At 63.6% G+C, this 22,144-nt stretch carries 28 protein-coding genes; 16 read left to right on the top strand and 12 right to left on the bottom strand.

Features of this window, described 5'->3' with window-relative positions; all coding sequences use genetic code 11:
- Nucleotides 1-156: 156 nt before the first annotated feature.
- Together AC0L3K_RS24325 and AC0L3K_RS24320 are read right to left on the bottom strand one after the other, a co-directional pair.
- Nucleotides 157-726 (bottom strand): glutathione peroxidase, encoded by a 570-nt coding sequence (locus tag AC0L3K_RS24325; RefSeq protein ID WP_219684778.1) that lies wholly within the window; start codon nucleotides 724-726, stop codon nucleotides 157-159.
- A gap of 90 nt (nucleotides 727-816) precedes the next feature.
- Nucleotides 817-2,430, bottom strand: coding sequence for a L,D-transpeptidase family protein (locus AC0L3K_RS24320; protein WP_219684779.1), 1,614 nt, complete (start codon nucleotides 2,428-2,430; stop codon nucleotides 817-819).
- A gap of 208 nt (nucleotides 2,431-2,638) precedes the next feature.
- On the opposite strand from AC0L3K_RS24320, the gene AC0L3K_RS24315 reads away from it, so the two are divergent.
- Nucleotides 2,639-3,187, top strand: a complete 549-nt coding sequence (locus tag AC0L3K_RS24315) for a CreA family protein (RefSeq protein ID WP_007591873.1) — start codon at nucleotides 2,639-2,641, stop codon at nucleotides 3,185-3,187.
- Between the two features lie 53 nt (nucleotides 3,188-3,240).
- Here the strand turns inward: AC0L3K_RS24315 and AC0L3K_RS24310 are convergent, their stop codons facing one another.
- Nucleotides 3,241-3,450, bottom strand: a complete 210-nt coding sequence (locus tag AC0L3K_RS24310; protein ID WP_219684780.1) for a hypothetical protein — start codon at nucleotides 3,448-3,450, stop codon at nucleotides 3,241-3,243.
- A gap of 418 nt (nucleotides 3,451-3,868) precedes the next feature.
- Between AC0L3K_RS24310 and AC0L3K_RS24305 the strand changes: the two genes are divergently transcribed.
- Together AC0L3K_RS24305 and AC0L3K_RS24300 are read left to right on the top strand one after the other, a co-directional pair.
- A complete protein-coding gene (locus tag AC0L3K_RS24305) occupies nucleotides 3,869-4,033 on the top strand; it encodes a hypothetical protein (RefSeq protein ID WP_007591870.1) in 165 nt (54 codons plus the stop codon).
- Between the two features lie 35 nt (nucleotides 4,034-4,068).
- Nucleotides 4,069-4,431, top strand: coding sequence for a hypothetical protein (locus tag AC0L3K_RS24300; RefSeq protein WP_219684781.1), 363 nt, complete (start codon nucleotides 4,069-4,071; stop codon nucleotides 4,429-4,431).
- A gap of 3 nt (nucleotides 4,432-4,434) precedes the next feature.
- Here AC0L3K_RS24300 and AC0L3K_RS24295 read toward each other — a convergent pair whose 3' ends face one another.
- Both AC0L3K_RS24295 and pdxR read right to left on the bottom strand, forming a co-directional pair.
- Entirely contained in the window at nucleotides 4,435-4,683 is a 249-nt protein-coding gene (locus AC0L3K_RS24295; protein WP_007591866.1) for a DUF6719 family protein, read from the bottom strand.
- A gap of 67 nt (nucleotides 4,684-4,750) precedes the next feature.
- A complete protein-coding gene (gene pdxR / locus AC0L3K_RS24290; RefSeq protein ID WP_007591864.1) occupies nucleotides 4,751-6,223 on the bottom strand; it encodes a MocR-like pyridoxine biosynthesis transcription factor PdxR in 1,473 nt (490 codons plus the stop codon).
- 74 nt (nucleotides 6,224-6,297) lie between these two features.
- On the opposite strand from pdxR, the gene AC0L3K_RS24285 reads away from it, so the two are divergent.
- The 7 genes from AC0L3K_RS24285 to AC0L3K_RS24255 all read left to right on the top strand — a co-directional run bounded on the left by AC0L3K_RS24285 (nucleotide 6,298) and on the right by AC0L3K_RS24255 (nucleotide 12,852).
- Nucleotides 6,298-7,023, top strand: a complete 726-nt coding sequence (locus AC0L3K_RS24285) for a pyridoxamine 5'-phosphate oxidase family protein (protein ID WP_219684782.1) — start codon at nucleotides 6,298-6,300, stop codon at nucleotides 7,021-7,023.
- 54 nt (nucleotides 7,024-7,077) lie between these two features.
- Nucleotides 7,078-8,355, top strand: a complete 1,278-nt coding sequence (locus AC0L3K_RS24280) for an ArgE/DapE family deacylase (RefSeq protein ID WP_219684783.1) — start codon at nucleotides 7,078-7,080, stop codon at nucleotides 8,353-8,355.
- A gap of 250 nt (nucleotides 8,356-8,605) precedes the next feature.
- On the top strand, nucleotides 8,606-9,415 hold the full coding sequence (locus tag AC0L3K_RS24275) for an alpha/beta hydrolase (protein WP_219683538.1): 810 nt from the start codon (nucleotides 8,606-8,608) through the stop codon (nucleotides 9,413-9,415).
- A 33-nt stretch (nucleotides 9,416-9,448) separates the two neighbouring features.
- Nucleotides 9,449-10,288: a tryptophan 2,3-dioxygenase gene (gene kynA / locus AC0L3K_RS24270; protein WP_219683539.1), complete on the top strand. Its 840-nt coding sequence runs from the start codon at nucleotides 9,449-9,451 to the stop codon at nucleotides 10,286-10,288.
- A gap of 8 nt (nucleotides 10,289-10,296) precedes the next feature.
- Entirely contained in the window at nucleotides 10,297-11,499 is a 1,203-nt protein-coding gene (gene kynU, locus AC0L3K_RS24265; protein WP_219683540.1) for a kynureninase, read from the top strand.
- Nucleotides 11,500-11,670: 171 nt separating this feature from the next.
- On the top strand, nucleotides 11,671-12,072 hold the full coding sequence (locus AC0L3K_RS24260) for a PaaI family thioesterase (RefSeq protein WP_007591846.1): 402 nt from the start codon (nucleotides 11,671-11,673) through the stop codon (nucleotides 12,070-12,072).
- A gap of 150 nt (nucleotides 12,073-12,222) precedes the next feature.
- Entirely contained in the window at nucleotides 12,223-12,852 is a 630-nt protein-coding gene (locus AC0L3K_RS24255) for a GNAT family N-acetyltransferase (RefSeq protein ID WP_007591845.1), read from the top strand.
- An 81-nt stretch (nucleotides 12,853-12,933) separates the two neighbouring features.
- Here AC0L3K_RS24255 and AC0L3K_RS24250 read toward each other — a convergent pair whose 3' ends face one another.
- The 7 genes from AC0L3K_RS24250 to AC0L3K_RS24220 form a co-directional block, all read right to left on the bottom strand.
- A complete protein-coding gene (locus AC0L3K_RS24250) occupies nucleotides 12,934-13,239 on the bottom strand; it encodes a hypothetical protein (protein ID WP_007591844.1) in 306 nt (101 codons plus the stop codon).
- A 95-nt stretch (nucleotides 13,240-13,334) separates the two neighbouring features.
- Nucleotides 13,335-14,021 (bottom strand): DUF2161 domain-containing phosphodiesterase, encoded by a 687-nt coding sequence (locus AC0L3K_RS24245; protein ID WP_219683542.1) that lies wholly within the window; start codon nucleotides 14,019-14,021, stop codon nucleotides 13,335-13,337.
- Nucleotides 14,022-14,204: 183 nt separating this feature from the next.
- Nucleotides 14,205-14,459: a ParE family toxin-like protein gene (locus AC0L3K_RS24240; protein ID WP_007591841.1), complete on the bottom strand. Its 255-nt coding sequence runs from the start codon at nucleotides 14,457-14,459 to the stop codon at nucleotides 14,205-14,207.
- Entirely contained in the window at nucleotides 14,456-14,653 is a 198-nt protein-coding gene (locus tag AC0L3K_RS24235) for a hypothetical protein (protein WP_007591840.1), read from the bottom strand. Before AC0L3K_RS24235 ends, AC0L3K_RS24240 begins: the two co-directional genes overlap by 4 nt.
- Nucleotides 14,654-14,692: 39 nt before the next feature.
- A complete protein-coding gene (locus AC0L3K_RS24230; protein WP_219683543.1) occupies nucleotides 14,693-15,373 on the bottom strand; it encodes an SDR family oxidoreductase in 681 nt (226 codons plus the stop codon).
- A 40-nt stretch (nucleotides 15,374-15,413) separates the two neighbouring features.
- The gene (locus tag AC0L3K_RS24225) at nucleotides 15,414-16,157 is read right to left on the bottom strand and encodes a tyrosine-protein phosphatase (RefSeq protein WP_219683544.1); all 744 of its coding nucleotides are present in this window, start codon (nucleotides 16,155-16,157) and stop codon (nucleotides 15,414-15,416) included.
- A gap of 168 nt (nucleotides 16,158-16,325) precedes the next feature.
- Entirely contained in the window at nucleotides 16,326-16,526 is a 201-nt protein-coding gene (locus AC0L3K_RS24220) for a DUF2735 domain-containing protein (protein ID WP_371261365.1), read from the bottom strand.
- 541 nt (nucleotides 16,527-17,067) lie between these two features.
- On the opposite strand from AC0L3K_RS24220, the gene AC0L3K_RS24215 reads away from it, so the two are divergent.
- The 6 genes from AC0L3K_RS24215 (at nucleotide 17,068) to AC0L3K_RS24190 (ending at nucleotide 21,898) form a co-directional block, all read left to right on the top strand.
- On the top strand, nucleotides 17,068-18,102 hold the full coding sequence (locus tag AC0L3K_RS24215; protein ID WP_007591833.1) for a glutamine synthetase beta-grasp domain-containing protein: 1,035 nt from the start codon (nucleotides 17,068-17,070) through the stop codon (nucleotides 18,100-18,102).
- Nucleotides 18,103-18,296: 194 nt separating this feature from the next.
- Nucleotides 18,297-18,998 carry a GrlR family regulatory protein gene (locus tag AC0L3K_RS24210; protein ID WP_007591832.1) on the top strand — a complete coding sequence of 234 codons (702 nt, stop codon included), beginning with the start codon at nucleotides 18,297-18,299 and terminating at the stop codon, nucleotides 18,996-18,998.
- A gap of 18 nt (nucleotides 18,999-19,016) precedes the next feature.
- Entirely contained in the window at nucleotides 19,017-19,700 is a 684-nt protein-coding gene (locus AC0L3K_RS24205; protein WP_219683545.1) for a substrate-binding domain-containing protein, read from the top strand.
- 32 nt (nucleotides 19,701-19,732) lie between these two features.
- Nucleotides 19,733-20,554: a tetratricopeptide repeat protein gene (locus AC0L3K_RS24200; protein ID WP_473367035.1), complete on the top strand. Its 822-nt coding sequence runs from the start codon at nucleotides 19,733-19,735 to the stop codon at nucleotides 20,552-20,554.
- Nucleotides 20,555-20,762: 208 nt separating this feature from the next.
- Nucleotides 20,763-20,912 carry a hypothetical protein gene (locus AC0L3K_RS24195; RefSeq protein ID WP_007591825.1) on the top strand — a complete coding sequence of 50 codons (150 nt, stop codon included), beginning with the start codon at nucleotides 20,763-20,765 and terminating at the stop codon, nucleotides 20,910-20,912.
- A gap of 281 nt (nucleotides 20,913-21,193) precedes the next feature.
- Complete coding sequence (locus AC0L3K_RS24190) at nucleotides 21,194-21,898, top strand: hypothetical protein (protein ID WP_219683546.1); 705 nt, start codon at nucleotides 21,194-21,196, stop codon at nucleotides 21,896-21,898.
- Nucleotides 21,899-22,144: the final 246 nt, after the last annotated feature.

Raw genomic sequence — 22,144 nt, 5'->3', positions numbered from 1 at the left:
CTCGAGATTGATCCCGTTGTTCCGCCGCGGCTTTTCGCCCCCGGCAAAACCATCCTGCCCCTAACGATCCTAGCCTAGATGGTGGGCCCTCGCCATTGCAACGGCTGTTTGGCGCGCTAGCCCAATTGTGCCCAACCGGGTTGGGAACGCGTGGCGTCAAGTGTCGGCCAGTGCTTTCGCGATCGCCGTCTTGACCCGCGTGTCGGCCGGCTCGACCGTGGATGCAAAGACGTCGGCGATATACCCGTCACGGCCGATCAGATATTTGTGGAAGTTCCATTTTGGGACCTCCTTCGGCCGCGCCTCTGCCGCCCATTTGTAGAACGGATGCGCCTTCACACCGATCACGACGGCCTTGGCCGCAATAGGGAAGGTAACGCCGTATTGGTGGTGGGCAGTCTCCGAGATCTGGCCGGTGCCGCCGGGTTCCTGTCCGCCGAAGTCGTTGGAGGGCACGCCGATGACGGTGAGGCCGCGTTCGCGAAACTCACCCCATATTTCTTGCAGACCGGCATATTGCGGCGTGTAACCGCAGAGCGAAGCGGTGTTGACCACCAGCAGCGCTCGGCCGGTGAATGCCGCAAGGCGGATGTCTTCGCCTGATAAGGCCGGGAAAGAGAAGGCGTAGGCGGAGATTCGGCTCATGCCGCCATCCGCCAGTGCACGCGTCGCCGGTGTCAGCGTGCCTGCAAAGGCGGCGATGAGCATGTTCCTGCGGTTCATCATGACGGTCCCCCGAAATGATCCGGGGCGCATGTTACCCCGCCGCTGTGAGCGGCCTCGTCAACACCGCGTTATCTGCCGCGATCAAGCGCGTTAGTACAGACGGACGATGAAATCGGTGCCTTCGCCAGTCTCGCCCTGGTTGATGCCCTGGTCGGAGACGATGATCGAGCCGCCTGACGTCAGCATTTCGTTGATCTTCGCGATCGTGTCGGCCGGGATCGAGACGCGGTCGAGGGCCTCGGACGGGCTATCCGGCGTGACCACAGGCTTTGCGGCGACGGGAATCACGGCCGCGCCACGCTGGCGGCCCGTCATGCGGCCGTCATCTTCCCGCGCGGCAGAGCGGACGGACACTGGCAAGGACACCACCGACCAATGCAGCGCATTGGAATCGACCTTGTCGACTTTGGCGGTGAAGACATGCGTGCCGAGCGGCCGCTCGCTCGCGGCGATCGTGACAGGCACCTCGAACAGCGGCGCAAAGTTCTGCCGCACGTAGAGCTTGGAATCCTTGCGGCTGATGAAGACCGCGATCTGGCCCGCCCGCTTGAGCGCTTCAGGTTTCGCCACGGGCGCCGGATCGGCAATACGGGTTTCGTCCTTCTTGACGTCGGGCGTGGCCGCCTGCGCTTGCGCTATGGCCGGCGCATCGGACGTCTTCGCGGGCTCGGACTTCACGGTTTCGGACTTTGCGGGTTCGGACTTCGGCGTCTCCGCGGCCTCGACAGGCTTCGCTTCAGTGTTGGCGGGCTGCGCGGCGTCTCCGGCCTGGGGCTTGGCCGCGTCCGCCGCCTCAGCAGTCTTGGTCTCGGGCCTTGCCGTTGTCTCGGTCTGGTCGTCCGATGCCGCGGCCTCCTCGCGGGCCGGGGCATATCCGGTGGTCACATCCGACATCACGGTGTGGCCGACCGACGAGCGCAGCTCGAGCACGCCGTCCGCGCTGGCGGTCTTCGTTTCAACAGGCTTTGCTTCGGTGGCCGTGGTATTTGCCGCGCCTTTGTCGGCCTTGTCGCCGGCATTGGTCTGCGGCTCGAGGCTGGCCGCGGGTTGCAGCGGCACGCGCAGCGAGGCAAGCAGCGGATGTGAGAAGTTCTGCGGCGACATCTGGCCCGGCGAAACGATCACGCGCGCGCCCATCCTGGTCCAGTTCCACATCTTCACCGCGAACGCCATCGGCATGCGGATGCAGCCATGCGAGGCCGGATAGCCCGGCAGCACGCCGGCATGCATGGCAACGCCCGACCAGGTGATCCGCTGCATGTACGGCATCGGCGCGCCGCTATAGATGTTGGAGTGGTGAAATTTGTGCTTCTGGATGACGCTGAACACACCCATCGGCGTCGAATGGCCCTTCATGCCCGTCGACACCGGGGATTCCGCGAACACGCCGTTGGTGTCGTAGACCGTGACCTTCTGCCGGTCGATCGAGACGACGATGACGAGAGGACCTTGCGGTTTCGTGCCGGCTTCCTTTTCGGCAACAAGGTCTTTCTTGCCGGCCGTAGCGCGCTTCTGCGGCTTCTGGCGCGGGACGTCGGGATGGCGCTCCTGGCGGCCATAGGACCCGTCGGAATAATCCGTCCAGTAATAAAACGCCGCGTCCGCTTGGCTCGCCGTGCCGATCGCACCCGCCGCCGTCAAAACGGCGACCTGCCAAAATCGCGCCGGTTTGGCAGAAAAACCAGACCCGTTCACGCTGTTCATCATCGAATCCATAATCCAAATCAGATGTTAGTCTCTCAGAGGGGATACGCGTTCACCAGCACGGCGGTTCTGCGATCAGCTAATTTTGTCCAAAGAGTAGCAAAAAAGCCTCACGGAGCGGTAAACGGCGGCCGTGTCAGCTTGCCGGTCGTCTTCCTGATCGGTCGCCCGATGCCTACATTGCTGGGACTTGTTACCGGAGAACTTCATGTCATCTCGTTTCCCCAGTCTTTCCAGCATCCGCTTGAAAGGCCTCGCTTTATTCCTCCTAGCGCTGACCGGGCCGGCAGCGTCCGCCTTCGCCGCGGACGAGCCGGATTTGATCTTCCGCCGCTCGACCGTGTTCAAATGGATGAGCCCGAACGACAAGCTTGCGACCTACGGCCTCGACGATCCTGAAGTCGAGGGCGTGGCCTGTCATTTCACGGTGCCGGAGAAGGGCGGCTTCAAGGGCTGGCTGGGCCTTGCCGAGGAGGTCTCGGACATTTCGCTCGCCTGCCGTCAGATCGGCCCGATCAAGTTCAAGAACAAGATGGAGCAGGGCGACGACATGTTCCGCCAGCGACGGTCGCTGTTCTTCAAGAAAATGCAGATCGTGCGCGGCTGTGACGCCAAGCGCAACGTGCTGGTCTACATGGTCTATTCGGACAGGCTGATCGAGGGGTCACCGAAGAACTCGACCTCGACCGTGCCGGTCATGCCGTGGGGCCCGGCGGACGCGAACGTCCAGAAGTGTGGAGAGTTCTTCACTCAGTGACGCGCTTGCGTTCACTCAGTGAGGGGTTTGCGTTCACAGTGACGCTCTTGCGTTCACTCGATGATGTCAGCGCGGCTGGCGCGCGGTTTTGCAAGATGCGAGCCGGTCAGCCGCACGAATGATTGCGGCGTGGCCTCAAAGCCACGGCTCGATTGCAGCGCCATTTCGCCGGGCGAATTGGCGCTGCTGCGAACAGGCCGTTGCTCCCGGCGGTCCGTTCGTTGGTCCGCATCGCGCGCCGTTGCGCGATTCTGCGCCGTCATGGTGGCCGTTCCTCACATGAACGCGCTCGGCGATGCCCGGGCCTCTCGGTCTCGATAGCTTGGGTCGCAGTCGAAACGTCCTCGGTTCGACAGGACCCAGCCTTCGTTCGGCTTCTCTTCAGCAGAAAAACGTAAAACGCATGTGAAGGGTGTGAGGCGGGATCGTGACGGCGCCAACGTTCCGGCGCGCATCCGAACTCGCCCGGAACCTGCCAGGCCACATTGGGTAGGCGCACGACCTATCTGAAAAGATTGAGATTTTCCGTCGAATATGTCGTCGCCCCGAACCGGACGAAACAATTCTCACGGAGATGAAACCATTTTCCGGCTTTGGCGCATCACGCGCGAAACCGCCCATGGTTATCAACCTCACAACGACGACGGCGCACGCCGGCCACCGAATTCGGAAGAGAACTCCATGCGCACGCTCAGCCTCATCCTTGCTTTCGCTTTCGTGCTCGCCGGCTCCTCGTTCGCAGGCTCGCCGGACGGAAATGTCCCCGGTATCGGCACTTTCCAGTATAGCGGTTCGCCGATCATGACCCCGGCGCCCCAGCCGATCGTGGTTGCCGCGCGCTTCTGATCGCCAACAAGAAAAATCAGCCAATAAAGGCCATCATGCTTGCTCGTATCTGCGCCGCGGCGTTCATATCCCTTCTGACGAGCAGTGCCGTTCAGGCGCAGGTGCGCTCTCCCTCCAGATTACCAGATCCCCGTACCGAGTTCGTGAGGCAATGCGCGCCGCGGATGCTCGGGCGGTGGGAGCATCCGGAAGAGGTTTGCGGCTGCCTGCACGATCATGCTGCCGCCGTCGTCGAGGATCGCGATCTCCGCGAGGCCCTGCTGCGCGGCATCAGCGAGACCGGGGTGCCGACGATCGAGACCGACTGGGTGCCGGCCGCAAAGCAGACCGAAATCGGCCCGACCTTCACCAAGATCGCCAAGCCGACCCTGCAATGCATGTTCGATCCGGCGAAATAGCGCTCATCGCTTCGATTTCGGGCCAAACCGCGACACGCAGGTGCTGGTCCGTGCGACGCCCTTATCGGTCATCTTGGCGCCGCGCACTTCCTTGACCTGTCCGGCGGGACAAGTTCCGTCGTCGACTTGCACGCGCTGGCCGAGCTTGAGATCGACGATGTCCTGCTCGCGCCCGACCGAGCCTGCGCGCGCCGTCGCGGCGAGCGCGATAAAGATCAGGAGCGAGAGGCAAGTCGCGCGGCGTAGCAGCATGGTGTGAGCTCCCGGCATGGATGCCGCAATGTAGGGAGCGGCTGCCGATTCTCATAGTGAACGTTCGTCATGCCCGCCGGGCCGGCTTGCGCCGCGCACGCAAGGCCGCTCGCGATTCCCGCGCGAGCCGCTCGGCGGATGCCACGAGATTCGGAATCGCGTGGCCGGAAAATCCCAGCACGAAACCGGGCAGTGGACGTGAGCGTGAATAAGTGTCGGCCAACAGCCAGCCTTCGGCGCCGGCGGCCTGCTTGGCGTCTGCCGCCACCAGCAGATCGACCGAGGGATCGAACCGGGCGACAAGGTGCAGACCCTGCGATGGGACCGGCACCGACAGCACGCCGTCGGATGCGGCTTCGAGCGTCCCAGCCAGCGCGTCGCGCGCCTCGCGGTAAAGCTTGCGCACGCGCTTCAGGTTCGCTGCGAAGGCGCCGGAATTGAGCATGTCGGCCACCGCGCCCTCCATCAGCGTGCCGGGAAAGCGGTCGAGGGCGGCCCGCGCGGCGGTGACATCCGCGATCAAGCGCTCGGGCAGGGCGCAATAGCCAATGCGCAGACCTGGAAACAACGTCTTGGCGAACGTGCCCATGTAGATCACACGCTGGAGGTGATCGATGCCGGCCAGCGACATCAGCGGAGCGCCGTCGTAGCGGAATTCGCTGTCGTAATCGTCTTCCAGCACGAAGGCGCCGGCTTGCCTGGCCCAGTCCAGCAGCTCGAGCCGCCGCGGCATCGACATCTGCACACCCAGCGGAAACTGGTGCGACGGCGTCACATAGGCTGCGCGCGCGGACGGCGCCGCTGCGCGGCCTCTGGCGACCCGCATGCCGTGCGCGTCGACGGGAACGGACACGGCGCGATAGCCGCAATGCGCGATGGTTCTGCGCGCAGCGGGGTAGCCTGGATCCTCGCACCAGACCTGGTCGTTGGGCTTCAGGATCGCGCTCAGCACGATGCGCAGCGCGTGCAGCGTGCCTGACGTCAGCATGATCTGATCGGGATCGCAGCGCAGGCCCCGCGCCGACAACAGATGATCGGCGATCGCCGCACGCAGCTCGCGGCTGCCACGGGGATCGCCATAGTGCAGATGCTCCGCGCCGAAGGCGCGCATGCGACGGCCGACAAAGGCGCGGAAACGCTGCACGGCGCGCGCGTCGATATGGGTGCAGCCGAGCGAAAACGCGCCTTGCCCCGGCGTTTCGACGCTGATCTTCGGCCGCTTCGGCTCGGCCGCGCGCGCGGGGATGCGCGCGGCGACGAACGTGCCGGAGCCGACGGTTGCGTCGGCAAAGCCGTCGGCGATCAGCCGCTCATAGGCGGTGACGACGGCATTGCGGCGAAAGCCGGTCTGTTTGGCCAGCGTGCGCGACGGCGGCAGCGGCTCGCCGGGTTTCACCAGACCGCCGACGATCATCTCGCACAGTGCCTGATACAGCCGGTGCGCCGACGAGGCGCCAGCCGTGATGTGCGGTCCCGCGAGGTCGAGCGGCAGCTCGGCCTTGGCCGGCGAGGGGACAGAATTGGTCGGAATTTTTCGCATGGAATTGGCACTATCGCAGACCAAATCCGCGGCTACAACTGCCCTGGAAGTGTTCCAATCCGACAGGAGCGGCCGTGAGCCAGACCGAGAACCAAAATTCCTATCCGACATCTGCGCGCAACCAGGTGAAGCGCCGTCACGATCGCGGCTTCTACGATTACGACACCGTTCATCGCATCCTGGATTCCTCGATGCTCTGCCACGTCTCCTACGCGATCGACGGCCAACCCTATTGCACGCCGACCTTTTTCTGGCGCGAAGGGACGAAGCTGTATTGGCACGGCTCGAGCGCCAGCCGCATGCTGCGCAACCAGACCCGGGGCGAGCGTGTGTGCCTGACGGTCGCCCATCTCGACAGCCTGGTGCTGGCGCGATGTGGGTTCAATCACTCGGCCGACTACCGCGCCGTGATGGCGTTCGGCACCGCCTATCTCGTCACCGATCCCGAGGAGAAGGAGCGCGCGGTGATCGCGATGGTCGACCGCTTCTTCCCCGATCGCACCGCGAGCCTGCGGGCGAGCAACACGCAGGAGATCAAGGCGACCTCATTCATCGCGATGGAAATCGAGGAAGCCTCCGCGAAGATCCGCGCCAAGGGTGTCGCCGACGACGAGGAGGACTATGAATTGCCGATCTATGCCGAGCGCATCCCGGTGCGCACGGTGATTGGCGCGCCAGAGCCTTGCCCGCGGCTGCTCGACGGCGTGAGCAGGCCGGCGACGCTGAATGGCTATTCGGAGGGCCGGCTGCTCGAAGATGCATTGCGGGATGCCTATTTTGCAGAGTACCCGAACGGCTGAAATCGGTTAGCTTGCGCTCCATCGATGATCTCAACGCCCGATCGGAGTTGCCTGATGAATGCCGAAACGCAGCAGAGGATTCTTGATGCCGTCGATGCCGGCTTCGAAGCCCAGCTCGCGACCACACGCGATTTCGTCGCGATCCCCTCGACGCGCGGTGCGGAGGGGCCATGCCAGGACATGATCGGCGACCTCCTGCGCGCGCGCGGCTACGAGGTCGACGACTGGCACATCAATGTCGACGACCTCAAGGATCTGCGCGGCTTCGGGCCCATCGAGCATGATTTTTCGAAGGCGCGCACTGTGGTCGGCACGTACCGGCCCAAAACCGAGGCGGGCAAATCGCTGATCCTCCAGGGCCACTGCGACGTCGTGCCGGCCGGGCCGCTGGAACTGTGGGACACCCCGCCGTTCTCGCCCGTCATCAAGGACGGCAAGATGTTCGGTCGCGGTGCCTGCGACATGAAGTCGGGCACCATCGCAGCGCTCTCCGCGCTCGATGCGATCAAGGCCGCGGGCCTCAAGCCTACGGCGCGGATTCACTTCCAGTCCGTGATCGAGGAGGAGAGCACCGGCGTCGGCGCGCTCTCGACGCTTCAACGCGGTTATCGTGCGGATGCTTGCTTCATTCCTGAGCCGACCGGCGGCAAGATGGTGCGCTCGCAGGTTGGCGTGATCTGGTTCCGCCTGCGCGTGAAGGGCCATCCGACCCATGTCGCCTTCGCCGGCTCCGGCGCGAACGCAATCATGGCGGCCTATCATTTGATCCAGGCGCTGCAAAAACTCGAGATCGAGTGGAACGAGCGTGCGAAAGCCGATCGTCACTTCAAGACGCTGAACCATCCCATCAATTTCAACCCCGGCATCATCAAGGGCGGCGACTGGGCGTCGAGCGTGCCGGCCTGGTGCGACGTCGATTGCCGGATTGCCGTGTTGCCGGGCTGGTCGATCGCCGATCACCAGAAGGAGATCATGGCCTGCGTTGCTGCTGCCGCGCGCAACCATCGCTTCCTCGCCAACAATCCGCCGGAGGTCGAATGGTCGGGCTTTTTGTCGGAAGGCTATGAGCTGACCGAGGCCGCCGCGCCTGAGGCGGCGTTCGGCAAGGCCTTCAGCACCGTTTATGGCGGCCAGATCGAAGACCTCGTCTTCACCGCGCTCACCGACACCCGCTTCTACGGCCTCAATCACGGTATCCCGAGCCTGTGTTTCGGCGCGAGTGGCGGCGAGATGCACGGCTTCAATGAGTATGTCGATCTGGACTCGCTGAAGAAGACGACCAAGGCGATGGCGCTGTTCATTGCGGATTGGTGCGGGGTCGAGAAGGGGTAGCGACAGGCTCGGCTCTCTCGGCCGTCATTGCGAGCGCAGCGAAGCAATCCAGTATCCCCCGCCGGGGCAGTCTGGATTGCTTCGTCGCTACGCTCCTCGCAATGACGAAACAAATATCCTGCCGGTCCGCTGCCCAATCCACCGGCGTTCCAAAATCCTTTAAGCTTAAACTAAAGACTAGGATGCCGCCCGCGCCGGTGGCAGACTGGTGCCAGGTCCAGAAGGCCTTGAGTCCGTCGAGGAAGTCACGATGCGCGATTGGGATGACGCTTACGCCAATTCGGCCCATATCCCGGGCTCGGACAAGATACCGGCGCTGTGGGCGGAGCGGGCGGCGGCTTACCGGGCCGGGCTGAAGGAGTTTCGCGCCGACATCGCCTATGGCGCCGGCGAACGCCAGCGCCTCGATCTGATCTTGCCCGACGGCGACAGCAAAGGCCTCGTCGTGTTCGTCCACGGCGGCTACTGGATGCGCTTCGACAAATCGACATGGACTGATCTCGCCGAAGGCGCGCGCCATCATGGCTGGGCGGTGGCAATGCCAAGCTACACGCTGACGCCGGCCGCGCGCATCTCCGACATTACGGCGGAAATCACCACAGCCATCGCCAAGGCGGCCTCCCTCGTCGCGGGCCCGATCCGGCTCGCCGGCCATTCCGCGGGCGGGCATCTCGTTACGCGCATGCTGTGCGACGACAGCCGGCTGGAGCCCGCCGTCTACAACCGCGTCGCCGGCACGCTTTCGATCAGCGGCCTGCATGATCTGCGTCCGCTGCTCAAGACCAGGATGAACGACACCCTGTGCATGACGATGGAGGAGGCGACGCTGGAAAGCGCGGCGCTGCATCTGCCGCGCGGGCCTTCGCCCGTGACCGCATGGGTCGGTGGCAACGAGCGGCCCGAATTCATCCGCCAGTCTGATCTGATTGCCAATGTCTGGACTGGATTCGACGTGCCGACGCGTCTTGTTGTCGATCCCGGGCTGAACCATTTCACCGTGATCGACGCCCTCAAGGACCCGTCGTCGCCAATCACCGCGCGCCTGATCGGCCTCGACTGACCAGGCCTTGAAGATCGATCGAAAGGGCCTGCCATGACGTCCAGCCAATACGATCCCGCAAGCGAAGGCGCTGAGACCGATTTCGCCCGGCGTATGTCCTATGGCAGCTATCTGGCGCTGGACGCGATCCTCGGCGCGCAGCATCCGCTGTCGGAAGCGCATGACGAGATGCTGTTCATCATCCAGCATCAGACGACCGAGCTGTGGATGCGGCTCGCCATCCACGAGCTCAGCGCCGCACGCCGTTCGATCGCGAAGGATGAAGTGCAGCCTGCGATGAAGATGCTGGCACGGATGTCGCGCATCTTCGAGCAGCTCAACGGCGCATGGGACGTGCTGCGCACCATGACGCCCAGCGAGTATACGCGCTTCCGCTCGCAGCTTGGCCAGTCCTCGGGCTTCCAGTCGCGGCAATACCGGCTGATCGAATTCCTGCTCGGCAACCGCAACCACGCCATGCTCAAGCCGCACGCGCACGATCTGGAAACCACGCAGCTGCTCGAAGCCGAGCTCGCGACGCCAAGCCTCTATGACGAGGTGCTGCGGCTCGCCGACCGCAACGGGCTCGAGATGCCTGCGGCCGTGCTAGCGCGCGATGTTCGCGAGACTCATAGCTTCAACGAAGGTGTGTTGCAGGCCTGGCGTATCGTCTACGAAGCGCCGGAAACGCACTGGATGCTCTACGAACTGGCCGAGAAGCTGGTCGATTTCGAGGATTATTTCCGGCGCTGGCGCTTCAACCATGTGACGACGGTCGAGCGCGTCATCGGCTTCAAGCGCGGCACTGGCGGCACCGGCGGGGTCAGTTATCTCAAGCGGATGCTGGAGGTCGAGCTGTTTCCCGAGCTCTGGCGCGTGCGCACGATCCTGTAGAGATTTTCATGACCAAGCTTCGCGTTTACGACGACACCAAAGCGCTGTTCCATATGCCCGACGGTGTGATCTATCTCGACGGCAATTCGCTCGGGGCGTTGCCGCTTGGCGTTGCCGAGCGCGTCAGCCGCGTCATCATCGCCGAGTGGGGCGATGAGTTGATCCGCGCGTGGAATACGGCGGGCTGGTATGCCCAGCCGCGCCATGTCGGCGATCGCATCGCGCGACTGATCGGTGCGGAAGCCGGCTCTGTCATGGTCGGAGATACGCTGTCGCTCAAGGTCTATCAGGCGCTCGCCGCCGCGCTGGACATGAACGCATCGCGCAAAATCGTTCTGTCGGACACCGGCAACTTTCCGACCGACCTCTACATGGCTGAAGGCCTGATCGCGACGCTTGGACGTGGCCATCAATTGCGCCTGGTGGCGCCGGAGGAGATCGAGGCTTCGTTGTCGGAGGAGATCGCGGTGCTCTACATCACCGAGGTCGATTACCGCACCGGACGGCGCCACGACATGGCGAAGCTGACGGCAAGAGCGCATGCGCTCGGCATCGTTACGGTCTGGGACCTCGCGCATTCGGCCGGGGCGCTGCCGGTTGACCTTGCAGGCACCGGCGCTGATTTCGCCGCCGGATGCACCTACAAATACATCAACGCCGGCCCCGGCGCGCCGGCCTTCCTCTACGTCGCGCCCCGCCACGCCGACAGCGTCCGGGCCGCTTTGTCGGGGTGGATGGGCCACGCAAAGCCGTTCGCGTTCGAGCTTGCCTATGCGGCCGCCGGCGGCGTCGAGCGCATGCGCGTCGGAACGCCGCCGGTGCTGGCAATGGCGGCATTGGAGGCCTCGCTCGACATCTGGGACCGCGTCGATATCGCGGAGGTCCGGGCCCGCTCGCTGGCGCTCGGCGATCTGCTCATCAGCGAAGTCGAGCGCCGTTGCCCGCAGCTAACGCTGGTCACTCCGCGCGTCCATCAGCATCGCGGCTCGCAAGTCTCCTTCGCCTTCGCAGGCGGCTACGCCGCGATGCAGGCCCTGATCGCCCGTGGCGTCATCGGCGATTTCCGCGCGCCCGACATCATGAGGTTTGGCATCACGCCGCTGTATATCGGCGAGAGCGAAGTGATGAGGGCGGCCGAGATCATCGAAGAGGTGATCGCGGACGAGATTTGGCGGCGGCCGGAGTATCAGGTGGTGAATGCGGTGACGTGAGATACGACGGCTGTCTCCCGTCATTGCGAGCGCGGCGAAGCAATCCAGAAATGTATCAGCGGAAAGATTCTCGAATTGCTTCGCTGCGCTCGCACTGATGACCTCGGACGTCATTGCTTTGTCGCGCAGAGCAATTCACCCTGTGAGCAGAATGATTTGGGAGGAGATCCGATGACGCCGCTCGAAAAACTTAAAGCGATGAAGATGCCGTTTGCCGAACTCAAGGGCGTCGAGTTCGTCGAGGCCGGGAAAGATCGCGTGGTGGCGCGGATGACGGTCAGGCCCGATCTCTGCACTCTTCATCACACCATTCACGGCGGCGCGGTGATGGCGCTGGCCGATTCCGTCGGCGCGGCGGCCACCGTGATCAATCTGCCGGAGGACGCAAAGGGCACGACCACGCTCGAGAGCAAGACCAATTTCATCGGCGGGGCCAAGGAGGGAACCACGGTGGTCGCGACCGCCACCCCAATCCACAGAGGCCGGCGCACCCAGGTTTGGACCACCCGGCTGGAGACCGAGGACGGCAAGCTGGTCGCGGTGGTGACGCAGACCCAACTGGTCCTCGTATGAATACGGGGGCTTGATTTTATTAACGAATTAGTCGCCTCCAATGCCCGAAACTTGGGCAGGTTCCCGTCTTGAAAAGTTTGTTGCGATGCACAATATTGGAGGCCTAGGGATTCGAACGCCTCCTCGAGGGACACCAAGAGGAGTTTTGACTTGTCACTCGCAGCAGATTTTGGACTTGAAGTAACCAGCCGCCCGAAGTCCGTTCAGGGCTACGTGCGCACCTTGAGCCAGCAGGAAGAATTGCCGCTTTTGCGCGATCATCTGCTGAGGCTCGATGCCGAAAGCCGGCACGATCGCTTCAACGGTTTTCTCGACGACAGTTTTATCGAGCGTTACGCAGCCCGCTGTGCCGAGGACGGCACCGTGATCGTCGCCTATATCGTGGATGGCGTGGTCCGCGGGGCGGCCGAGCTGCATCCGCCCGAGGGCGATTCGTTGCCCGAGGTCGCCTTCAGCGTCGAAGCCTCGGCGCGGCGCCAGAACGTCGGCACTGTGCTGTTCAGCCGCCTGATCGCGGAAGCGCGCTGGAAAGGCTACAAGCGTCTGCGCATTACCACCGGCGCCGAGAATCACGCGATGCGCGCGCTCGCCAGGAAGTTTGGGGCGCATCTGCAATTCCGTCACGGCGAATCGACCGGTACGATCGATCTCGCCAAGGCGCCTGAGGACGAGCTCGCTGATCTTGCGGCCTCGCCATTCACAGCCGGCCGCGCTCTGATCAGCTTCAACTCGACCTGCTGGAAGATCATTTCCAGCATCTACGGTAATCGCGCCGCCTGACCTGAAAAAGCCGACTGGAATCAAAAAAGCGGACCGGCAAAACCGGTCCGCTTTTGTATTGGATATAAGGGAACTAAGCGCTCAGGTGCCGGTGCGCTTGTCGTTGCCGAAGCGGCGCACGACACGGCGTTCGACCACCACCGAGCGCTGCGCGCCCTGTTCGCCGGCGATCACGCGCGTCGAGGTGATGCGGCTGTTGGTGCGAACCTGTTTCTTGACCTCGGCCTGGACGACATCGAGCGGCATACCCATCAGGGCTGCGGCGATCTCGGCCTGCTGCTCCTGATCATCGGTGATGCCGACGGCAGCGAAGATCGCCTCGTCCAGGGTCGGCGGATCGTGGCGCACGCGCCGCGTGCCATATTTGGTATTCCAGTCTGCGTTCATAACGGCCTCGTTTCGATGCCGGGATACCTAGTGCCGTCTATGTTGCATTGCAATATGAAATCGGTGCGGCATCTCAGCTATGCACCGGTTGGGTGTCAGGGTGGTGACGCGACACCGGCAACATCCGCAACCCGCTGCTGTGGCCAGCGTTTCAGCGCCGCGTGGCCCGCTTCCGTCAGCCCGTAGATTCCCCGCTCGGTGCGTTCGAACCAGCCATACACATTGTTAAGCATGATCTTGCCGGCATCGGGACAGCGTTGGCGCAATTCGCTCACCTTCCGCGGGCCTGCTGCAAGCTCCGAGGCGCAGGCCAACGCCTGCTGCCGATAGGCCGTCATGATCGGCGCGCGCGTGCTGCCGCCCAGCACCGGATCGCCTTGGCGGCGCTGATGCTCTGCGACCAAGCGGGAACGGACCTTCGGCTCGCGGCGTGGCGCTGCCGTCGGCGGTTTCACCAGCACCTCGACCTGGCCCCTGTCGGTCACCCCGAGCATGCCGAAGCCGAGGCGGCGACAGAGATTGCGGTAGCGTGCGTCGGTCTCGCGTCCCTTGCCGCGCACTGACATCTTTGCGGCAATCCAGACCTCGTCGCCGGCCGGTGCACGATCAACGGCCTGAAGGATCAGCTCGAGATTGAAGGTCAGCTTGAGCTCGCCAATCACCACCACCGGCGGATCGCCGGCGCTAAGGCCCACGAGATCGCAGCCGCCGATTTCGCCCTTGACCGTGAAGCCGAGCTCTTCGAGGAAGCGTTTTACGGGCAAATAGAGCGTGGTTTCCAAAGGAAGCTTCCGAGTGTCACGTCCGATCGGAGAATCAGTCTCGGCACTTTAGCCCGGAACGGACTTAGGGCTCTGAGCCATTTGACGGGGAACAGACGACCTGGGCGGGGGCATCGCACTCGCCGGCAAGCAGAGCATCCGTTTCAGAGGCAATCTCCCGCTGTTGGTGCCGGATTGACGCCTTTAGCCTATGAGACGATCGTAGTCTGCGTGCGAGCCGATCCAGAACCAAACGCAGGCGCCGTCAGATTCGATAGCCAGGGCGCGGTAACGTAGGCCGACTCTGGCGGACCAAAATCGACCGACCCGTTTGAACTGAAGCGAAGGATGAGTGGGGTCGTTCTTCAGCAGCTTGAAATTGGCATCGGCGAGCCGCCGAACATTGACGGGCAAGGCCTCATAAGCCTTCCAGAATCTCGTGGAAGCGGTGTGCTTCACAAGTCGCGCGTTTGGGCGGCGCGATAATCGCTCAGCGCTTCCTCGGCAAATTGATCGAGCTTACCCGCCTTGATGTCCTGCTCCAGGACATGATCGAAGCGTTGTGCATCGAACTGCTCGAACCAGGCGCGAAACCGCACCAATTCGTCAGGCGTAAGCCGTTCGATCGCTCGTTCGATATCTTCAGTTGTCATTGTTCAAATATAGCAGCCCGATGGGCCCGGGAAAAGATGCTACACCCGCCCGCCGACCGGGATCAGCGCGCCGGTGACGCCGCTGGCGGCATCGCTGGCGAGGAACAGGATGACTTCGGCGAGCTCCTGCGGTGTCACCCATTTGGCAAAGTCGGCCTTCGGCATGTCGGCGCGGTTGGCCTTGGTATCGATGATCGAAGGCAGCACTGCGTTCACGGTCACCTTGCCTTTCCACTCGCTCGCCAGCGCCTCGGTGAGGCGATGGACGCCGGCTTTCGACGCTGCATAGGGGCCCATGCCGGAGCCGGCCTGAAGCGCGCCCATGGCGCCGATATTGACGATGCGGCCGGCCTTGGACGCGGCCAGATGCGGCAGCGCCGCGTGCGAGGCGTTGAGCGCCGTCAGCAAGTTGAGCGCATGCATGCGCTGCCATGTCTTGATGTCGCCGTCGCCGACGGTCTCGAAGGCGAATCCGCCGGCGATGTTGATCAGCCCATCGAGCTTGCCAAAGTGTTTTGCCGCCGCCTCGACCGCCGTCTTTGCTTGTGCTACGTCGGACAGATCGACGCCGCCGATCTCGATGCGCTCAGGCGTCGCGGAGATTTGCGATGGCGCATGGTCGATGCCGGCCACGCGCGCGCCGCGTGCCAGTGCGGTCTCGGCGACGACTTTTCCAAGTGAGCCGAGTGCTCCGGTCACGATCAGAACCTTGCCTTGCATCATCGTTCTCCCGGCGCGGCCGCTCAAGATTTACGGCCGCTTACGATTGCAGATAGCGCGCCTTCAGCGCGGTCCGCTCCGCTGTGCCGAGCTTGAGACCGTCGCGCAAGTAGGTTTCGAGATCGCCATACTCGCTACCGACGGCCTCGAAAGCAGCGGCAAGATACGAGGCCTCGACGGTGCCGATCGCGTCGAGAACGTCGGCAGGAAGATCGGAGACGCTTGACGCGTCGCGCTTGTAGTGCAGGTTGGTCAACAGGTAGTCCTCGGCAATGACGTGGTCGGCTACGCCGAGCGCATGAAGGATCAGCGCGCTGGCAAAGCCGGTGCGGTCCTTGCCGGCGGTGCAGTGAATGACGAGCGGCGCGTGGTCCTCCAGGAGATGCCCGAACAGCTTGCGAAAACTGGCCGTGTTGTGGCGGACATAGTTGCGATAGGATTCGCGCATGAGTTCGAGCGCGACCGGCGCGGTCAGCCTGCCCCTGGCGAGCTCGGCGCGCAGCGCAGCCACGACCGTCGGCTCGATCGGCAACGAATGCACGGCGATCTCGTTGACCACGCAGACACCCGCCGCGCGCTCCTCGACGCCGCGAAAATCGAAGGCGCTGCGCACGCCGAGCGCGCGGACGATCTCGACATCGGCGGCAGTGAGCTGGCCGAGATGGTTGGAGCGGAAGATGTGCCGCCAGCGCGTGGTCCGGCCATCTGCGGTCGGATAGCCGCCGAGGTCGCGAAAATTACTGGCGCCCTGCAGGGCGAGATGGCGGGCAGGGGAGTCTTTCATGGAGGTGTCTTGTCAGGCATCTGAAACGGTCGGTGACGGCTGTGGGACCATATGATCCTGTAATCAAGTCCGGAATCAAAAAGGGCCGAAACTTCGTTGTTTCGACCCTTTTTCAATCTGACGCCGGACGCTTGAGAGAGCGCGGCGGTACTGAACCGAACGCAGGCATCAGCGATCCCATTTCGGCTTGGCTTCATCGACTGCTTCCTGATGGTACCAGCTGCCGCTGCAAATCGTCTCGTTCACGGGGAGCGAGGCGTGGTTGGCGGGAAGGCGGGTCTCACCGTTGCGGCGCCCCCCGAGAGCCGAGCGGCCCCCGACAGGGAATTGGTAGATCTGTGCAGATCCGTGACTCAGTCCATTGTTCATCATTGCGGTATCTCCCGAGATCGCAGCGCTGGGCCTCCATGGTGCGCCCGACTCGTTGGCTTGTGGTTACTGGAATCCCCATATCGGCCGTGCATTCCGAAATGCAAAGTGCTGAAAAGGAAATCAGCCTTGGCCTATTTTGTAGGCAGACTGCATTCTGCTTCCTCTAAGGCAGCGGTCGGGTGGCTAACGCGTGGGCCGTTGCGAAGGTTGCGGGCGGCGGGCGCAGACTTGGCGAATATTGCCGGACGTTGATGCGCGTTTAGTCGGCAACCTCAGGCCCGGGCCTGCCTGCTCCAGAATCGGGCGTTTTCCGCGGGGTTTTTGCGGTGCAGCTTCACGCAAAGGTGCGCCGCTATGACGCACGGCTCACTCGCCGATCCGCCGGGATGGAGAGGAGGCCGGCCGCGGTGGAAAACCTCCCGCGCTGCGGCCTTTTGGCACGTTAAATGCTTGGAAGGGGTCGGCCGATGTTGGCCGGGTAAACAATCGTGCGGGGGCCTGCGGCCCCCACCTTTCGCATCATCTACAGAGAGGCTCAATGACCAAGTATAAGCTCGAGTACATCTGGCTCGACGGATATACGCCGACTCCGAACTTGCGCGGCAAAACTCAGATCAAGGAATTCGCGTCGTTCCCGACGCTCGAGCAGCTTCCGCTCTGGGGCTTCGATGGCTCCTCCACCCAGCAGGCCGAAGGCCACAGCTCCGATTGCGTGCTGAAGCCGGTCGCGGTGTTCCCGGATGGCGCCCGCACCAACGGCGTGCTCGTGATGTGCGAAGTCATGATGCCCGACGGCAAGACCCCGCATTCGACCAACAAGCGCGCCACCATCCTCGACGATTCCGGTGCCTGGTTCGGCTTCGAGCAGGAATACTTCTTCTACAAGGACGGCCGTCCGCTCGGCTTCCCGGCCTCGGGCTATCCGGCCCCGCAGGGTCCGTACTACACCGGCGTCGGCTTCTCGAACGTCGGCGACGTCGCCCGCAAGATCGTCGAAGAGCATCTCGACCTCTGCCTGGCAGCCGGCATCAACCATGAAGGCATCAACGCGGAAGTCGCGAAGGGCCAGTGGGAATTCCAGATCTTCGGCAAAGGCTCCAAGAAGGCCGCTGACGAAATGTGGATGGCCCGGTACCTGATGCTGCGTCTGACCGAGAAGTACGGCATCGACATCGAGTTCCACTGCAAGCCGCTGGGCGACACCGACTGGAACGGCTCCGGCATGCACGCCAACTTCTCGACCGAGTACATGCGTACGGTCGGCGGCAAGGAGTACTTCGAGGCACTGATGGCCGCCTTCGACAAGAACCTGATGGACCACATCGCCGTCTACGGCCCGGACAACGACAAGCGTCTAACCGGCAAGCACGAGACCGCGCCCTGGAACAAGTTCAGCTACGGCATTGCCGATCGCGGTGCTTCGATCCGCGTGCCGCACTCCTTCGTCAACAACGGTTACAAGGGCTATCTGGAAGACCGTCGTCCGAATTCGCAGGGCGACCCATACCAGATCGCTTCGCAGATCCTGAAGACGATCGCCTCCGTGCCGGCCGACAAGAAGGCCGCCGCCTAAGATCCTCCCGGCCCGGGCTGGGGGGCTGGCCGGGGTTGGACTTCGATCCGCCGAAGCCGAAAGGCTTCGGCGGATTTTTCATTCTGATGACAGCCGGTGCGGAGACCCCTCGGACCTCATGGCGCGAAACTTGTCCATCGCCGCCGAAAGCGGGATAGAGTGCGTCTGGATGCGCGCAGGGCCAGGGACGGCTGGTGTTTGAAGGCTTCTACAAGGTGAGATTTCAGCTCGGCGACGCCGTTGGCCGGAGCGTGATGCATGCCGGCAACGGCAAGATGCTCGGCGGCAATTCGGCCTTCGCCCATATCGGCACCTACGCCAAGACCGAAGCCGGGGTCGACATCGTGATCAACACCGTCCGCCACAACCCCGATCCGAACTATCGCGCCATGGCCGGCACTGACGATGCGACCCTGCTTGCCAAGGGCTGGGCCGACGGCGATCTCTATCGCTGCAAGGGCGAGCTCAAGGAGCTGCCCGGCGTACCCTTTCAGTCGTTAATGACACCCATCACCGAAGACGAGATGCCGATCGCCGGCGGCGTCGGCGAGGCCGGCATCGCCGACGGGCTCTACTCGGTGCATCTGCGCATGCTCGACGGCGTCGACGGCGGTCTCACCGGCGTGATGCTGCTCAACAAGGGCCGCATCCTCGGCGGCGATGCATCGTTCTATTATCTCGGCAGCTACACCGCCGCCAACGGGCGCTGGAAGGGCCAGATCCTCAACCAGGAGCACACGCCGGCTAAGGACGATCCGATCTTCGGCGGCCACGAGGTCGGCATCGGCTTCTCCGGCAGTTATGACGCCGAGCAGGCGGTGCTGGAGGCAACGGCGCTTGCCGGCAAGCGCAGCCTGCGCCTGACCGCCGCGCTCAAGCTGATGCATCGCGCCTGATCGCCACGGGAATCGCTGATGGAAAAAATTCGCGTGCTTTCGACGCTCGGCCTGATGGGCGCGATGCGCAGCCTGTCCTCCGCATACGAGACCGCGACCGGCGTCCACATCGATGCCGATTTCGCGCCGACTCTGGCGCTGCTCAAACGACTGCGCGACGGCGAGGCCGCCGATCTCGTGATCCTTACCCGCGAGGGGCTCGACGAGATGATCGGCGAGGGCCGCGTCGTCGCCGAGAGCGCGGCCGATCTCGCGCGTTCCTTCGTCGGCATCGCGGTGCGGGCAGGGCAAGCACATCCCGACATCGCCACGGAAACCGCACTGCGCAACACGCTGCTCGCGGCGCGGTCCCTGGCCTATTCGCGGCTGGGTGCGAGCGGGGTCTATTTCGCCCGGTTGATCGCGCAGATGGGGATCGCGGCAGAGATCAAAACCAAGACCACCATCGTCGAGCAGGGCTTTACCGCAGAGCGGCTCGTGAGCGGCGAGGCTGATCTCGCCGTGCAGCAGATCAGCGAGCTGAAGCAGGTCGAGGGCATCGAGGTGGTCGGCCCGATTCCGCACGATCTGCAAACGCCGGCCGTGTTCGCCGCCGGCCGGATGGCAAACGCCGAGCACGCCGACGCCGCGGATCGGCTGCTGCGCTATCTGGCGTCGCCCGAGGTCGTCCCCGTGCTGCGCCAATCGGGACTCGAGCCTTGAATTTGCCGGGACGACGACGCAACCTGGCGTCCATGCGGACTTTCCTCGTTGCCATCCTTCTCACGCTTGCGGCGCCGTTATCTGCGCATGCGCAATCGGCCGATCTCGTCCTGTGCGACCGCGTCGCCGCGGATACCAGTGATCCCGACAAGCCAGCCGATATGAGGGGCGTGACGGAGATTGCGGCCGCCGACGTTGCGACCGCCATCAAGTTCTGCAAGCAGGCTGCGCCCTCGTCGCGGCGCGCGATGTTCGCGCTCGGCCGCGCCTATGCGGCCAACCGGCAGACGGCGGACGCGATGGCTGCCTGGCGCAAGGCCGCCGACAAGGGATCGAGTGCGGCGATGGTCGAGCTCGGTGTGGCCTACGGCACCGGCTCCGGCGTCGCCAGGGATGAAGCGCAGGCGCGCAAATTGTTCGAGAAGGCGGCGCAGGCCGGCAATCCCCGCGGCATCAGCAATCTCGCCGCGCTCGGCGGCACCGGCGGTGCCACGCCGGCCGATCCCGCACAGGCGCGCGCATTGCTTGGCAAGGCCGCCGAGACCAACGCTGAAGCGCAGTACCAGCTCGGCATGATGCTCTCCGAAGGCACGGGCGGGGCGAAGGACGACGCCGCGGCACGCGCGCTGTTCGAGAAGGCGGCGGCGCAAAACCATCCCGGCGCGCTGGAGCGGATGGGGGCCTTCGCGCAGGAGGGCCGCGGCGGTCCAAAGGACAAGGACGCCGCGAAATCCTATTACGAGCGCGCCGCGGCGCTCGGCGACGAGGATGCCAAGCAGGCGTTGGAGCGGCTGCGCTGTCCCTATGCGATCAAGGACAAGCAGGGCAAGCTCGTCACCACGCTGTGCTTCTAAAAGCGCGGTGAACGCGCTTTAGAGTTATTTGCGAGCATGATCTTTCCGGAAAACCGCTGCGCACCTTTCCGGATCATGTTTCGTCCGCCGCCGATGGCCGTGACTGCTCCATGCCCGCTTTGTCGCGTGCTTGTGTCGACGGGTTCGAATGCGTCAGGAACCAGCCTGGACACGGTCCGTTGAATCCTTGACAGCAGGAGGCGCAACCATGATCCGCAAGCTCGCATCCGGCGAATATCGGCTGTATTCGCGCAAAGTGAATCCCAAGACCGGCAAGCGCCGCAACCTCGGCACGTTCAGGAGCCGCGCGGCGGCCGAGAAGCATGAGCGCGAGGTGCAGTATTTCAAGCGTCACTAGCGCCTGAGGAAGGCCGTTCACCACCGGCCAAACAAAAAAGGCGAAAAACAACCCCATGCACAGTAGCCAAGTGGTTGAAATCACAGGCCTGCAAATGGTGTGAAATCGCCATCTGCGGAAACGCCGAAATCGATTGCGCCGTCGGGCAAAACAGGCGCATGATGGCATCATGGCAGGTGTGGCTCCGCGAATGGCCCTGCGCGAAAAAGCCCAATGGCCTTGGTGCGACGGCGGTGCTAGGTAGCGCGTGCTTTCCTTCTGATATTTCCGGGTCAATTGCGTTGCTGGACGGGCTCTACAAGGTTGAATACGGCGTCAACGATGCCTTCGGCCGCAGCATCATGTGCATGCATGACGGCAAGCTGCTGGGCGGCAATTCGGCCTTCGCGCATCTCGGGAGCTATGTCGAGCGCGACGGCGAGATCATCGCCGAAGTCATCACCGAACGGCATAACGACGATCCCAACTACAAGCCGCTGATGGGGGCTGATGTCGCCGTGATCGGCGCGCGCGGCCGGCTCGTCGGCAACCAGATCCGTCTTGCGGGCAGCGCGGATACGATGCCGGGCGCCGGTTTCTGGGCCAATCTCACGCGGCTCGATGACGAGGGATTGCCGCCGCAGGGGACGATCGGTCCGGGCGGGGTCGTGAACGGGCTCTATGCGATCCATCTGCGCGCGCTCGACGGCGTCGACGCCGGGCTCTCCGGCGTCATGCTGCTGATCGACGGCCGCATCCTGGGCGGCGATGCGTTCTTCTACTATCTCGGCTCCTATTCCTCGGCCGACGGCCGCTGGAAGGGCGAGATGCTCAACCAGGAGCATACGCCGGCGAAAGGCGAGAACCCCGTGTTCGGCGGCTACGAGGTCGGCATCGGCTTCTCCGGAACCTGCACGGCGGACAGCGGTGAGCTCGAAGGCATCGCGCTGGCCGGCAAGCGCAGCCTGCGGCTGGCGGCCTCGCTTAAACTGATGCGGCGAGCGTAGGGCGGTTACTTAGAGATCTGGGATGTCCGCTCGAGGGTAAAGCAGGCCTGACGTCCAACTCGCGGCGATGTCGGCTGTTGACCCGGATGTATGGTCCGGCCGCGCATTGCAAGAGGTTTCGTCAACCTGGCAGATGCGGTCTTGCATCAATGTATCCGGCCTCTGATTGGAGCGTGTTGTGCTCCGGGCCATCATGGATATCAGCGCGCATTCGAGCTAATTAGCGGACAGGCCTCGAACGGGCCA

It is taken from the genome of Bradyrhizobium sp. MI1.10 (genome assembly GCF_055811035.1).
The sequence above is the reverse complement of the archived record's forward strand: the minus strand, read 5'-3'. Positions and strand labels throughout refer to the sequence as shown.